Annotated in this window: 11 protein-coding genes; 10 read left to right on the top strand and 1 reads right to left on the bottom strand. The window is 71.9% G+C overall.

The window, feature by feature from the left end; translation table 11 throughout:
* Positions 1–120: 120 nt before the first annotated feature.
* The gene (locus DQW06_RS13825) at positions 121–1479 is read right to left on the bottom strand and encodes a hypothetical protein (protein ID WP_117198586.1); all 1359 of its coding nucleotides are present in this window, start codon (positions 1477–1479) and stop codon (positions 121–123) included.
* Positions 1480–1599: 120 nt separating this feature from the next.
* On the opposite strand from DQW06_RS13825, the gene DQW06_RS13820 reads away from it, so the two are divergent.
* The 10 genes from DQW06_RS13820 (at position 1600) to DQW06_RS13775 (ending at position 13602) form a co-directional block, all read left to right on the top strand.
* On the top strand, positions 1600–2952 hold the full coding sequence (locus tag DQW06_RS13820) for a folylpolyglutamate synthase/dihydrofolate synthase family protein (RefSeq protein ID WP_013154403.1): 1353 nt from the start codon (positions 1600–1602) through the stop codon (positions 2950–2952).
* A gap of 31 nt (positions 2953–2983) precedes the next feature.
* Positions 2984–3379, top strand: a complete 396-nt coding sequence (locus DQW06_RS13815) for a DUF4233 domain-containing protein (protein ID WP_013154402.1) — start codon at positions 2984–2986, stop codon at positions 3377–3379.
* Positions 3380–3533: 154 nt separating this feature from the next.
* Positions 3534–3938, top strand: a complete 405-nt coding sequence (gene ndk, locus DQW06_RS13810) for a nucleoside-diphosphate kinase (RefSeq protein WP_013154401.1) — start codon at positions 3534–3536, stop codon at positions 3936–3938.
* Positions 3939–4159: 221 nt separating this feature from the next.
* The gene (locus DQW06_RS13805; RefSeq protein WP_013154400.1) at positions 4160–5194 is read left to right on the top strand and encodes a rod shape-determining protein; all 1035 of its coding nucleotides are present in this window, start codon (positions 4160–4162) and stop codon (positions 5192–5194) included.
* 3 nt (positions 5195–5197) lie between these two features.
* Positions 5198–6094, top strand: a complete 897-nt coding sequence (gene mreC / locus DQW06_RS13800; RefSeq protein WP_013154399.1) for a rod shape-determining protein MreC — start codon at positions 5198–5200, stop codon at positions 6092–6094.
* Entirely contained in the window at positions 6091–6651 is a 561-nt protein-coding gene (gene mreD, locus DQW06_RS13795; RefSeq protein ID WP_013154398.1) for a rod shape-determining protein MreD, read from the top strand. The genes mreC and mreD overlap by 4 nt, the downstream gene beginning before the upstream one ends.
* Before the next feature lie 8 nt (positions 6652–6659).
* Positions 6660–8810, top strand: coding sequence for a penicillin-binding protein 2 (gene mrdA / locus DQW06_RS13790; protein WP_013154397.1), 2151 nt, complete (start codon positions 6660–6662; stop codon positions 8808–8810).
* 2 nt (positions 8811–8812) lie between these two features.
* Positions 8813–9985: a rod shape-determining protein RodA gene (gene rodA, locus DQW06_RS13785; protein WP_013154396.1), complete on the top strand. Its 1173-nt coding sequence runs from the start codon at positions 8813–8815 to the stop codon at positions 9983–9985.
* Positions 9986–10256: 271 nt separating this feature from the next.
* Entirely contained in the window at positions 10257–12194 is a 1938-nt protein-coding gene (locus DQW06_RS13780) for a TIGR03960 family B12-binding radical SAM protein (RefSeq protein ID WP_117198585.1), read from the top strand.
* A gap of 631 nt (positions 12195–12825) precedes the next feature.
* Entirely contained in the window at positions 12826–13602 is a 777-nt protein-coding gene (locus DQW06_RS13775) for a TIGR03936 family radical SAM-associated protein (protein ID WP_041552821.1), read from the top strand.
* Positions 13603–13864 lie beyond the last annotated feature (262 nt).

Below are 13864 nucleotides of genomic sequence, written 5' to 3'. Positions count from 1 at the left end.
CCCCACCGCCGGGGAAGCCCGACACCCCCGTTTTCGAGTGTCCCGCGCCAGTGCCCGGCGCCGCCAGAGCCTCCTCCGACCTGTGGACGACGTGGGCGTTCGGGGCCGCGCGGTCCGGCCTCAGCCGAAGAGGCGGTCGGTGGGGGCGTCCACGGCCTCCAGGACCCGGCCGGTGAAGTAGACCGTGCCCAGGGCCAGCACGCGTTCGCCGAGCGCGCGCAGGGCCGCGGGGGACAGGTCCGCGGCGTCCATGCGGCCCCAGTGGCCCGGCAGGGCGTGCTCGAAGCGCAGGTGGGCCTCGGACAGGCGCACGGCGGTCACGGGCAGATCGCCCAGGACCTCCACCGCCCCCGACACGTCCTTGTGGTCGGGCAGGCACAGCAGCACGTGGTCCACCCCGCCCCACAGCCCACGGACGTGGGCCAGGGCGGCGGCGACCCCGTTGCGGTCGATGGCCGAGTCCACGACCACCTCGGCGTCCGCCTCCGCGTCCGGCGTGCTGCCGCCCCCCACCGGGTCCCCGTCGGACACTCCTCCAGCCCGACCGGGCGCCCCTCCGACCCGTCCGGACGCTTCTGCCGCCTCTCCGGGCACCGTGTGGCGGGACAGCCTCCCCGGCAGCCGGACGGTGCCCAGGACGGCGTGCAGCCGCTCCCGGTCCAGGGGCGGGCGGCCCAGGTGGTCCAGCATCCGCGCCGCCGCCGCCGTCCCCAGCACCCCCGAGGCCGCGGACAGCCCCGGCGGGCGCAGCCCGGGCGGCGGCTCCACCCCCGGCCTGTCCGGATCGACCACCTCGGCCCGCACCCGGCCCCCGGTGGCCTCGGCCAGGGCGGCGTCGGCCGCAGCGGCCACCTCCGCGGTCTGCGGCAGGCGCACCAGCGCGCGGGTCCGCTCCCCGGCCACCCGCGCCTTCTCCCGGGCGATCTGCGCCACGGTGTCGCCGAGGATGCCCACGTGCTCGGCGAAGACCTTGCCCAGCGCGACGACCTCCGGGCCGACCAGGCGCAGTTCGTCGCGGTGGCCGCCCATCCCGGCCTCCAGCACGCACACGTCGGCACCCACCTCGATGGCGCGCAGCAGCCCCGCCATGAGAAACAGCCCGCTCGGTGCCAGGTGGCCGCCGAACTCCTCCACCGTCGGCAGTTCCCGTCGGGCGGCGTCGATCCGGGCGCCCAACACGTCCAGTTCGGCGTCGGACACCGAGGTCCCGTCCACCCGTACGCGCTCGCGGTAGGAGCGGAAGCTCGGCCCGGTGACCAGGACCGTGCGCAGTCCGGCCGACGCCAGCGCCGCCGCGGCCGTCGTCGCCGTGCTCCCCTTCCCCTTGGACCCCACCACTCCCAGCACCGGGGGGCGGCGCGTGTCCAGCCCGAGCACGCGCATCAGCGCCGTGGCACGCTCCAGGCTTCCGGTGCGGTCGCGGGGGCGGTCGGGGCGGCGCTGCGCCCACTCGGAGAAGAAGGGGTCAAGGCTTCGCATGGTCCCAGTATGGTCTGCGCGACACAGGCCACCGGTTCCCTCACCCGGGGATCGTGCCCAGGTGGGGGCGCGTAGACTGGCGCGGGTGTACACCCCGAACACACGAGACATCGAGACACCGTGAGCGAAGCCAGCGCCGAGCGGCGCTACGCCGAGGTGACCGCGGAGATCCTCGCCCGCGCGCCCGAGTCCGACATCGATCCTCGACTGGACCGGGTCCGCACCCTGCTGGACCTCCTGGGCGACCCGCACCGCAACTTCCGGGCCATCCACGTCACCGGTACCAACGGCAAGACCTCCACCGCCCGCATGATCGACGCGCTCATGCGCGGGCGGGGTCTGCGCGTGGGCCGCTACACCAGCCCGCACCTGCGCACCGTGCGCGAGCGCATCGTCATCGACGGGGAGCCCATATCCCAGGAGCGGTTCGTCGCGGCCTACGACGACATCCGCCCCTACGTCGAGATGGCCGACTCGATGAACGACGCACCGCTGTCGTTCTTCGAGATCCTCACGGTGATGGCCTACGCCGTCTTCGCCGACGCCCCCGTGGACGTGGCCGTCGTCGAGGTCGGCATGGGCGGCCGGTGGGACGCCACCAACGTCATCGACGGAGACGTCGCCGTGGTGACCCCCATCGGGATCGACCACACCGAGTACCTGCCCGACACGGTGGAGGGCATCGCCGAGGAGAAGGCGGGCATCATCAAGCCCGACTCCGTGGCGGTCCTGGCCCAGCAGCCGCTGCCCGCCGCCGAGGCCCTGGTCCGCAACGCCGCGGAGGTCGGGGCGCGGGTGGCCAGGGAGGGCCTGGAGTTCGGCGTCACCTCCCGCGAGATCGCCGTCGGCGGCCAGCAGATCGCCGTCAAGGGCCTCACCGGCAACTACGAGAACCTGTTCCTGCCCCTGTTCGGGGCACACCAGGCGGGGAACGCCGCCGTGGCCCTGGCCGCGGTCGAGGCGTTCGCCTCCTCCGGCGACGACGCCGGGGGCCTGGACCCCGCGATCGTCGCCGAGGCCCTCGCGGGAGTGGACTCCCCGGGCCGTATGGAGGTCGTGCGCACCAGCCCGACCATCATCGCCGACGCGGCGCACAACCCGGCCGGGATGACCGCCACCGCGGCGGCCGTGGAGGAGGCCTTCACCTTCTCCCGGCTGGTCGGGGTGGTCGCGATCATGGCCGACAAGGACGTCGAGGGGATCCTCGAACCCCTCGAACCACTGCTCGACGAGATCGTCGTCACCCGTAACTCCTCCCCGCGTTCCCTCGAACCGGAGCGGCTGTCCAACGTCGCCCAGCACATCTTCGGTGAGGAACGCGTGCACGTGGAGCCCCGACTCGACGACGCCATCGACCGGGCCGTGGGCCTGGCCGAGGAAGGCGGGGAGTTCGGCGGCACCGGTGTACTGGTCACCGGATCGGTCGTCACCGCCGGTGACGCCGTCCACCTGTTGCGCGGTGCGCAGGAGTGACGGGCCAGGTCTACTACGAAGGGAACCCGCCGTGCGTGTAGTCTGCGCCGTCATCCTGGTGTTCGAGGTCATCGTGATCGGCCTCTTCATCCCCGTCGCCATCTCCCTGGAGGGGATGGACCCGGTCCTGGCCGGGAGCCTGTGGGGAGGGATGGCCGTCGCCGCCCTCGTGCTCTCCGGGCTCCAGAAGCACCGCTGGGCGCACTACGCGGCCTGGGTACTGCAGGCCGCCTTCCTGTTCACCTCCTTCCTGGTCTCCGGGGCGGTGCTGGTCGCCGTGGTGTTCGTCTCCCTGTGGGTGACCGGCGTCATCATGGGCCGCCGCACCGACGAGATGAAGGCCGCCCACCTGGCCCGCGCCGAGGCGGAGGCCGCCGGGCGGGGCGAGGACACCGCGGCCTCCGCGCCCACGCGCCAAACGCGATAGTGTGACGCAGGTCCGGGCGGGCGGCCCGGGGAGAATCCTCCTCCTGCGGCCCCCGCACCTGTGACCCATCACCCGATTCCTCCGCGTGCGGCCGCTGCCGTGGGCGGGTGCCCACGTGCGCCACGCGGAGCCCCAGTGAGGAGTTGACACGCACGTGGAGCGCACTCTCGTTCTCATCAAGCCGGACGGCGTCCGCCGCAACATCGTCGGCGAGGTCATCTCGCGCATCGAGCGCAAGGGCCTGAAGCTGGTCGCCATGGAGCTGCGCACGCTCGACGCCGAGACCGCCAAGACGCACTACGAGGAGCACGCCGAGCGCCCGTTCTTCGGTTCGCTCGTCGAGTTCATCACCGGCGGCCCCCTCGTGGCCATGGTGGTCGAGGGCGAGCGCGCGGTGGAGGCGTTCCGCGCCCTGGCCGGCGCCACCGACCCGGTGACCGCCACCCCCGGCACCATCCGCGGCGACTTCGCGCTGGAGGTGCAGCAGAACATCGTGCACGGCTCGGACTCCACCTACTCCGCCGAGCGCGAGATCAAGCTCTTCTTCCCCGACCTGTAGGGGAAACGGGGCGGTCCGCGGGTCCTTCGGCATGTGGGACCCGCGGGCACGGGCGACTTCGGTCGGTTCGTCCGCCGACGGGGCAACAATTCGGTGTGTTTGCGTAACGGACTAAGTGCTGACCGTTACGATACGGGGGACTCAACACCTATCGTGCCGGAACGACTACGTATGGTCGCCCCGGGCAACCACGTCCGACACGGCGCCTCTGAGGACGTTACATGCCGAACAACCTTGCTTTTCTCGGCCGGGACATGGCCGTCGACCTGGGTACCGCCAACACGCTCGTGTACGTGCGAGGACGCGGCATCGTTCTGAACGAGCCGTCGGTGGTCGCGCTCAACACCTCAACGGGCCGAATCGTCGCTGTCGGCATCGAAGCCAAGCAGATGATCGGTCGCACGCCGACCAACATCACGGCCATCCGTCCCCTGAAGGACGGTGTCATCGCCGACTTCGAGATCACCGAGCGCATGCTGCGCTACTTCATCCAGAAGATCCACCGGCGGCGCCACTTCGCCAAGCCGCGCCTGATCGTGGCGGTGCCCAGCGGCATCACCTCGGTCGAGCACCGCGCCGTCAAGGAGGCGGGATACCAGGCCGGCGCGCGCAGGGTCTACATCATCGAGGAGCCCATGGCCGCCGCCATCGGCGCCGGGCTCCCCGTCCACGAGCCCACCGGGAACATGGTCGTGGACATCGGCGGCGGCACCACCGAGGTCGCCGTGATCTCCATGGGCGGCATCGTCACCTCGCAGTCCATCCGCGTGGGCGGCGACGAACTCGACCAGGCCATCGCGACCTTCGTCAAGAAGGAGTTCTCGCTGATGATCGGGGAGCGCACCGCCGAGGAGCTGAAGATGGCCATCGGCTCCGCCTACCCGACCGGTTCCGAGGAGATCCGCGCCGAGGTGCGCGGACGCGACCTCGTCAGCGGGCTGCCCAAGACCATCGTCCTGTCCGAGAGCGACGTCCGCCAGGCCATCGAGGAGCCGGTCACCGCCATCGTCGACGCGGTCCGCACCAGCCTGGACAAGTGCCCCCCGGAGCTGTCGGGCGACATCATGGACCGCGGCATCGCCGTCACCGGCGGCGGAGCGCTGCTCCGCGGGATCGACGAGAGGCTCCTGCACGAGACCGGGATGCCCATCCACGTCGCCGACAACGCGCTGGACTCCGTCGCCGTCGGCTCGGGCACCTGCGTCGAGAACTACGAACGGCTCCACCAGGTACTCGTCCCCGAGCGGCGGAGGTGACCCATGTTCCGCGACTCACGCAGATCCCGCGTACTCCTCGCCGTGCTCGTCGCCGTGGCGGTGGCCCTGCTCGTCCTGGACGCCCGTCCCGGCGCCAACCCGGTCACCTCAGTGGCCCGCGCGGGCGGCGAACTCGTCTTCGCGCCCGCCGCCGCGGGCGTCACCTGGGCGACCGGACCCGTGTCCGGTCTCTACGAGGGGCTGGTCAGCGGCCCCGAATCCGAGCGCGTGGCCGAGCTGGAGCAGGCCAACGCCGAGCTGGAGGACGACCTGCGGGCCGCCCGCATCGACAAGGCGCGCGCCGAGCAGCTCGACGCGATGCTGGGGCTGGCCGGTCTGGGCGGCTACGAGATCGTCCCCGCCCAGTCCGTCACCCACGTCACCGCGCGCGGCTACGCCGACACGGTCACCATCGACGCCGGAACCGACTCCGGTGTGCGCCCGGACATGACCGTGGTCAACGGCTCCGGCCTGGTGGGCAAGGTGATCGAGGCCGGTCCGAGCACCGCCACCGTCATGCTCGCCACCGACGTCAACTCCGCCGTCGGCGCCCGTCTGGAGGCCACGCGCAAGATCGGCGTGGTCCGGGGCGGCACCGTCCCCGGCGGCCCCGACGCCGAACTGACCCTGGAGCTGTTCGACCTCCAGGCACCGGTCGAGGCCGGGGACCGGCTGGTCACGCTCGGCTCGCACGAGGGCGCGCCCTTCGTGCCCGGCGTGCCGATCGGCACCGTCGAGGAGGTGCAGGTGGCGCCCGGCGCGCTCAGCCGCCTCGCACGTATCGCCCCGGCCGTGGACTTCTCGTCCCTGGACGTGGTGGGCGTGGTGGTCGGGGGTCCCGAGGAGGACCCGCGCGACTCCGTGCTCCCGCCCCGACCCGACAAGGGGGAACGCTCATGAGGAACGCAGCGACCCTGGCACTGGTGGCCGTCGCCGTGCTCGCCCAGGCCACCGTCGTCAACCGGCTCCCGTTCGAGTGGGGGGCCGGGCCCGACCTCGTGGCCGCGGCGATCGTCGCGGTCGCCCTGACCACCGGCCCCGCCGCCGCCGCGGCGTGCGGTTTCGCCGCCGGGCTGGCCATGGACGTCCTGCCGCCCGCCGAGCACGCGCTGGGCCGCTACGCCCTGGTGCTGTGCGTGGCCGCCTACCTGCTGGCCCTGCTGCACAGGAACACCGGCTCCGCCGGAGCCCTGGGAGGCAGGCCCTCGGTGTGGGCCCTGATGGCCGCCACCGCCGTCACCGCCGTGGGTGTGGGCCTGGGCTACGCGCTGGTCGGCGTGCTCATGGGCGACCCGCGGGTGTCGCTGGCCGCCGTGGCGGTCAACACCCTCGTCGGAGCCGCCCTGACCACCCTGGTCTCACCGCTGGTCACGCTTCCGCTGCTGTGGGCGCGGGGGGCGCTCTCCGACAGCGAGCTCGCCGGCGTCCGGGGCCCCGTGTCCCCCGGGGGGTGGTGAACGTGCACATGTCGCCCGTCGACGACGTCGAACTGCCCGGCCGCAGACTCGGCCGGGCCGGTTTGCTGCTCGCCCAGATCCTGGTCCTGGTGCTCTTCGCGGCCCTGGCCGTACGGCTGTGGTACCTCCAGATTCCGATGTGGGACCACTACCGCGAGCTCGCGGTGGCCAACCACCACCAGCAGCTCCTCGTCCCCGCCACGCGGGGGCAGATCCTGGACACCACCGGCCGCCCGCTGGTCAACAACAGCACCGAGCTGGTGGTCTCCGCCGACTACCACGAGATCACGGGCATGGAGGACGGCGGCGAGAAGGTCCTGACCGACCTGTCCGAGGTGCTCGACGTCCCGCTGGAGGAACTCCAGAAGCGCATGCGCCTGTGCGGGCCCGAGGTGAGCCGCCCGTGCTGGCCCGGCTCGCCCTACCAGCCCGTCACCCTCGCCGACGACGTGGAGCCCTCCGTCGCCCTCCAGATCATGGAGAGCGCCGACCGCTTCCCCGGGATCAGCGCCCAGGCCCACGCCGTGCGCGAGTACCCGCAGGGCGAGCACGGCTCCCAGATGCTGGGCTACCTGCAACCGGTGACCCAGGAGGAGCTGGAGGCCCGCGAGGATCTGCGCACCCAGTTCACCGGCATCGACATGGTGGGCCGCGACGGCGTGGAGGCGGTCTACGACGCCCAGCTGCGCGGCACCGCGGGCAAGCGCGTCCTGGGCGTGAACAACCACGGCGAGGTCATGGAGGTCATCTCCGAGGCGCCGCCCGAACCGGGGATGCACCTGGTCACCCACGTCGACCTCGGCGTGCAGAAGATCGCCGAGGAGGCGCTGGCCGAGGGGATGGCGAACGCCCGGCCCCGCTACAAGGCCGACTCCGGCGCCGCCATCGTCCTGGACGTGCGCACCGGCGGCGTGGTGGCCATGGCGAGCCTGCCCACCTACGACCCCGCGATCTGGCGCGGCGGCATCGACCAGGAGACCTTCGACGAGATGCTCAGCGAGGAGGCGGGCGAGCCGCTGCTCTCCCGAGCCGTGCAGGGCACCTACCCGCCGGGCTCCACGTTCAAGGTCTCCTCGCTCGCGGCGGCCGCGGAGAACGGGTACTCGCTGCGCAGCACCTACGCCTGCCCGGGCTCGGTGAACCTGGCCGGGCAGAACTACGAGAACTACGAGGGCCAGGGCCAGGGTCCGATCAGCCTCCACGAGGCCATCGTGGTCTCCTGCAACACCGTCTTCTACAACTTCGGCTACCAGATGTGGAAGGACGACGGCGGGCTCTACCCCGACGGCGAGGCGGACGAGGCGATGGCCGAGATGGCCAAGGGCTTCGGCTTCGGCTCCCCGACCGGGATCGACCTGCCCTACGAGACCTCCGGGCGCATCCCCGACCGCGAGTGGAAGCGCACCTTCTGGCAGGAGACCCGCGAGAACAACTGCCACCGGGGCGAGCACGGCTACCCCGACGTCGCCGAGACCGACCCGTCGCGCGCCGCCTACCTCAAGCTGCTGGCCTACGAGCAGTGCGTGGAGGGCTTCCAGTGGCGGGCCAACGAGGCCGTCAACTTCGCCATCGGCCAGGGGGACGTCCTCGTCACCCCGCTCCAGCTCGCCAGCGCCTACGCGGCCGTCGCCAACGGCGGCACGCTCCACGAGCCGCGCATCGGCAGGGCGCTGGTCTCCGCCGACGGGACGGAGGTGCGCGAGATCGAACCGGTCGTGCGCGGCGAGCTCCCGGTCAGCGACGGGACGCTGGAGTACCTCCAGACCGCGCTCACGGCGGTCCCCAAGGAGGGCACCGCCCGCGGCGCCTTCGCCGGGTTCCCGCAGGACAAGGTGTCCGTCGCGGGCAAGACCGGTAGCGCCGACGTGGAGGGGCGCCAGGTCTCCTCCTGGTTCGCCTCCTACGCGCCCGCCGACGACCCGCAGTTCGCCATCGTCGTCCTGGTCTCCCAGGGCGGTACCGGCGGTACGACCGCGGCGCCCATCGCGCGCGCCATCTACGACGGCATCTACGGGTTCGACTCCCCGGCACAGGGAGCCGAGGCCGAGGTCGAAGAGGATGCGTCCGGCGGCGCGGAGCCGCTGATCCCGGGCGGCGCGCCGCCCGAGCAACTGCCCGACATCCGTCCCGACGGTTCCATCGACCTGCTGGATCGGTAGCCATGAGCACCTACATGGGGGCGCCCGGGTCACGGAGCGCCGAGATCGGACGCAACGCGGCGGGCCTGGCGCGCCGACTGGACTGGACGCTGGTCGCGTCGGTGGCGGCCCTGTGCGCCATCGGTTCGCTGCTGGTGTGGTCGGCGACCATCCCGGGCGACGGCAGCGACCCGCTGGAGTCCACCGAACACCTGGGCCGCCACCTGCTCCACCTGCTGGTGGCGTGGGCGCTGTGCCTTCTGGTCGCCGCGGTGGACCACCGCACGATCCGCGCGTACGCGCCGATCGTCTACCTGGTCACGGTGGTCGCGCTGGTCCTGGTGCTCACCCCGCTCGGCGAGGTGATCAACGGGTCGCGCGGCTGGATCGTGGTCGGCGGCTTCCAGTTCCAGCCCAGTGAGCTGTCCAAGGTCGGGCTGGTCCTGGTCCTGGCCACGCTGCTGGGGGAGCCCCGCGACGGCGAGGCCCGGCCGATGACGCGGGACGTGGTGTTCTGCCTGGTGGTCCTGGCGGTGCCGCTGGCACTGGTGATGGCGCAGCCGGACCTGGGCACCACCCTGGTGCTGGTCACGATCTTCCTGGGCATGCTCACGCTGTCGGGCGCCCCGATCGTGTGGGTGGCGGGCATGCTGGCGTGCGGGGTGGTCGGCGCGCTGTGCGTGTGGTGGTTCGACCTGCTGGAGCCCTACCAGCTGGACCGCATCGCCACGCTGATGGACCCGACCGCCGACCCGCAGGGCGCGGGGTACAACTCCAACCAGGCGCTGATCGCGGTGGGGTCGGGCGGGTTCAACGGCACCGGGCTCTTCCAGGGCGAGCAGACGCACGGTCAGTTCGTGCCCGAGCAGCACACCGACTTCATCTTCACGGTGGCGGGCGAGGAACTGGGGTTCGTGGGGTCGGTGGTGGTCATCGGCCTGTTCGCGCTGATCCTGTGGCGGATCCTGCGCATCGCCCAGGGGTGCGAGCAGCCCTACCCGCGACTGCTGTGCGTGGGAGTGGTCGCCTGGTTCGGGTTCCAGGCCTTCATCAACATCGGGATGGGCCTGGGGGTCGTTCCGGTGACGGGTCTGCCGCTGCCGTTCATGTCCTACGGCGGTACCGCGATCGTGGCCAACATGGTCGCCCTGGGACTGGTGCTGGGGGTCGACTCCCGGGACCGGGGCTTCGCCTAGGGGCGCGGACCACGACACCGGCGGGGCGGGCACGGCGGAGGCGCAGGGGCCCGCCCCGCCGCCGTCCGGAGGGAGGACCGCGGCGGGGCGCGGGCGGAACCGGGCCCGCCGCGGTCCGACCGGACCTGTGGACGGAGCGGCCCGGGGCCCGTGGCGCCGGTAGCCTGGGAACATCAGCGCGGGCGCGCTCCACGCGTCACCGCGCCGACCCCCGCGACGGCGGGGGTCCACGCACACCCGACACGATGTCCGCCGAACGAAGGCCCACACCATGTCCGTCGAAAGCCTCTTCCCGCGGCTGGAACCCCTGCTGACGCAGGTGGCCAAGCCCATCCAGTACGTCGGTGGCGAGCTCAACTCCGTGGTCAAGGAATGGGACGAGACCCGGGTGCGCTGGGCGCTGATGTACCCGGACGCCTACGAGGTGGGAGTGCCCAACCAGGGCGTCCAGATCCTGTACGAGGTCCTCAACGAGCGCGAGGGCGTGCTGGCCGAGCGCGCCTACGCGGTGTGGCCGGACCTGGAGAAGCTGATGCGCGAGCACGGCGTGCCCCACTTCACCGTGGACTCGCACCGGCCGCTGGCCGCCTTCGACGTGCTCGGGCTGAGCTTCGCCAGCGAGATGGGCTACACCAACATGCTCACCGCGCTGGACCTGGCGGGCATCCCGCTGCGCGCGGCCGACCGCACCGCCGACCACCCGGTCGTGCTGGCCGGCGGACACTCGGCGTTCAACCCCGAGCCGATCGCCGACTTCCTGGACGCGGTGGTCCTGGGCGACGGCGAGGAGATCACCCTCGCCATCACCGAGATCATCCGCGAGTTCAAGGAGGAGGGCGAGCCCGGCGGGCGCGACGGCCTGCTGCTGCGCTTGGCCGCGACCGGGGGCGTGTACGTGCCCCGCTTCTTCGACGTGGCCTACCACGAGGACGGGCGGATCGCCTCCTACACGCCCAACCGGCCCGGGGTGCCCGGCACGGTCCAGAAGCACACCGTGATGGACCTGGACCAGTGGCCCTACCCCAAGAAGCCGATCGTGCCGACCGCCGAGTCCGTGCACGAGCGCTACAGCGTGGAGATCTTCCGCGGCTGCACGCGCGGCTGCCGGTTCTGCCAGGCGGGGATGATCACCCGGCCGGTGCGCGAGCGCAACAAGGAGACCGTCACGAAGATGGTCGAGGACGGCGTCGAGGCCTCCGGCTTCCAGGAGGTGGGGCTGCTGTCGCTGTCCAGCGCCGACCACAGCGAGATCGGGCAGATCGCCAAGGGGCTCGCCGACCGCTACGAGGGCACCAACACCGGCCTGTCCCTGCCCTCCACCCGCGTGGACGCGTTCAACATCGACCTGGCCAACGAGCTGACCCGCAACGGGCGCCGCTCCGGCCTGACGTTCGCGCCGGAGGGCGGCAGCGAGCGGATGCGCCGGGTGATCAACAAGATGGTCACCGAGGAGGACCTCATCCGCACCGTCACCGCCGCGTACGCGGCCGGGTGGCGGCAGGTGAAGCTGTACTTCATGTGCGGCCTGCCCACCGAGGAGGACGAGGACGTCCTGGCCATCGCCGACCTGGCCACCGAGGTGATCCGGACCGGCCGTGAGGTGACCGGCCGCAAGGACATCCGCTGCACGGTGTCCATCGGCGGGTTCGTGCCCAAGCCGCAGACCCCGTTCCAGTGGGCGGCGCAGACCTCGCACGAGGCCGTCGACGCCCGGCTGCGCAAGCTGCGCGACAGGCTGCGGGGCGACCGCAAGTACGGCAAGTCGATCGGTCTGCGCTACCACGAGGGCCGCCCCTCCATCATCGAGGGCCTGCTCTCCAGGGGGGACCGCAGGGTCGGCCGGGTGGTCGAGGAGGTGTGGCGCTCGGGGGGCCGCTTCGACGGCTGGAGCGAGCACTTCTCCTACGACCGGTGGTCCGAGGCCGCCGAGGTCGCCCTGGCCGACCTCCCGGTGGACGTGGACTGGTTCACCACCCGCGAGCGCGACGAGGACGAGGTCCTGCCCTGGGACCACCTGGACGCGGGCCTGGACCGGTCGTGGCTGTGGCAGGACTGGCAGGACTCGCTGTACGGCGAGGAGTCGCTGGAGGTGGACGACTGCCGCTGGAACCCCTGCTACGACTGCGGGGTCTGCCCGAGCATGGGCACCGAGATCCAGATCAACGCCCCTGCGGAGGGCCGTCCGCTGCTGCCGCTCAACGTGGTCTAGCCGGACAGCCGCCCGGTCGCGGCGGTGTGCCGCGCGGGCCCGGGAGGTCTCCGGCCGAGGCCGGACACGGACGAACCCCTGCTCCCACCGGCCGTCGGTGGGGTCAGGGGCCGTGGTGTTCGTGCCGGGGCAGGGGGCGGCTCACGTGCCCCGGGAGGGTGTGAAGTAGGATTTCGCGCTCCGGGCGCTCTCTCGACCCTCGAAGGGGAGTGGCCCGGGGGAGGAAGGTGTACGGCCCGGCGCCCCGCTCGCGCCGGGCCGTACGTGTAATAGGACTCGCGGGCTACGCGGGGGGTTGCCATCGGATCCAGATTTTCTTCGGATTTTTTTCGGCGAACCCCGCGTTCTGCTGGTGAACACGGCTCCGGTGTCCGCTTCGACCGCTCGGGGACTTTTCGACCGCAGGTCAGTGGGGGAGATACCGGTATGCGTAGTCCTGCTGGCGCATGTGCACCACGGCGCACCGTACGCTGAACAGGACGAGGAACAGCCCCTTCAGGTCGCCCCGCCGACCGCACCAGGGGGCATGAGGAAAGGAGTTGAGCTGCCCCCCGCATCCGAGGGCACCACCTCACCCTCCACGGCCAAACCCGGACAGCGGCTTCGCGTCCACTACGCCAAGCGCGGACGCATGAGGTTCGCCAGCCACCGCGACATCGCCCGGGCTCTGGAGCGCGCCCTGCGCAGGGCCTCCGTACCCGTGGCTTTCTCCGCTGGCTTCTCACCTCACCCCAAGGTCTCCTACACCGGCGCGGCCCCCACCGGGGTCGCCAGCGAGGCGGAGTACCTTGAGCTCACTCTGGCCGAGCACCGCCCGCCCGAGAGGGTCCGAGCCGACATCGACGCGGCCATGCCCCAGGGCATCGACGTCGTCGAGGTCGTCGAGGCCCGACATCCCGGGCTGGCCGACCGGCTCCAGGCCTCCGAATGGCGCGTGGAGATGGCTGGCGTCGACCCCGACGACGCCGCCAGGGCGGTGGCCGCCTATCTGGCCGCCGACAGCGTCGAGGTGGAGCGGATGACGAAGAAGGGCCGTCGCCGCTTCGACACACGGCCGGCGGTGGTCCGCATCGACGTGTGCGCTGAATCCCTCGGGCGCGCCCCAGAGGAACATCACACGACATATGCCATACTTCGGATGGTCGTACGGCACACGACACCTGCTGTTCGACCGGACGACGTGCTGACCGGCCTTCGCCGCGTGGCCGACCTCGCGCCGCCGTCATCTCCGATGATGACCCGGCTGGCGCAGGGGCCGCTGGACGAGACGACAGGTGCGATCGCGGACCCGCTCTCCCAGGACCGGCCCGAAGCCCACACGAGCTCCGGACCCGCGGACGACAACGCGGAGGAGCGGCGCGAAGACGCACCACGGCCGTCAACGCCCATGGCGGGACCGCGCGGATGAGCGGCCCCGAAGCGGGGAACATGGGCGACACCACAGGACTTTGCCCCGACGGCGCCCCGGCGCCGCCGGCGCTGACACAGCGACGACAGTTCTCGTGAGCCGCGCCGCCGACCGAGAGGTCGCGGCGCGCCCGAGGACTCTGACGGGAGACCGCCCGGATGCTCGACAACGAGCCCAACAACGGTGCCGACGGCACCGCGGGTACAACTGAAACAACCAACAACACGGCGGCGGCGCCCTCCACGGGGGGCGGTGAGGTGCG

This window comes from Nocardiopsis sp. TNDT3, assembly GCF_003427465.1.
Taxonomy (GTDB): Bacteria; Actinomycetota; Actinomycetes; order Streptosporangiales; family Streptosporangiaceae; genus Nocardiopsis; species Nocardiopsis dassonvillei.
The sequence above is the reverse complement of the archived record's forward strand: the minus strand, read 5'-3'. Positions and strand labels throughout refer to the sequence as shown.

Bases quoted from the DNA above. Each gene is read 5' to 3' on its own strand.
- DQW06_RS13775 (WP_041552821.1), top strand. From the start codon at position 12,826: ATGAGGTTCGCCAGCCACCGCGACATCGCCCGGGCTCTGGAGCGCGCC.
- rodA (WP_013154396.1), top strand. From the start codon at position 8,813: ATGAGCACCTACATGGGGGCGCCCGGGTCACGGAGCGCCGAGATCGGA.
- DQW06_RS13780 (WP_117198585.1), top strand. From the start codon at position 10,257: ATGTCCGTCGAAAGCCTCTTCCCGCGGCTGGAACCCCTGCTGACGCAG.
- DQW06_RS13825 (WP_117198586.1), bottom strand. From the start codon at position 1,479: ATGCGAAGCCTTGACCCCTTCTTCTCCGAGTGGGCGCAGCGCCGCCCC.
- mreC (WP_013154399.1), top strand. From the start codon at position 5,198: ATGTTCCGCGACTCACGCAGATCCCGCGTACTCCTCGCCGTGCTCGTC.
- DQW06_RS13805 (WP_013154400.1), top strand. From the start codon at position 4,160: ATGCCGAACAACCTTGCTTTTCTCGGCCGGGACATGGCCGTCGACCTG.
- mreD (WP_013154398.1), top strand. From the start codon at position 6,091: ATGAGGAACGCAGCGACCCTGGCACTGGTGGCCGTCGCCGTGCTCGCC.
- mrdA (WP_013154397.1), top strand. From the start codon at position 6,660: ATGTCGCCCGTCGACGACGTCGAACTGCCCGGCCGCAGACTCGGCCGG.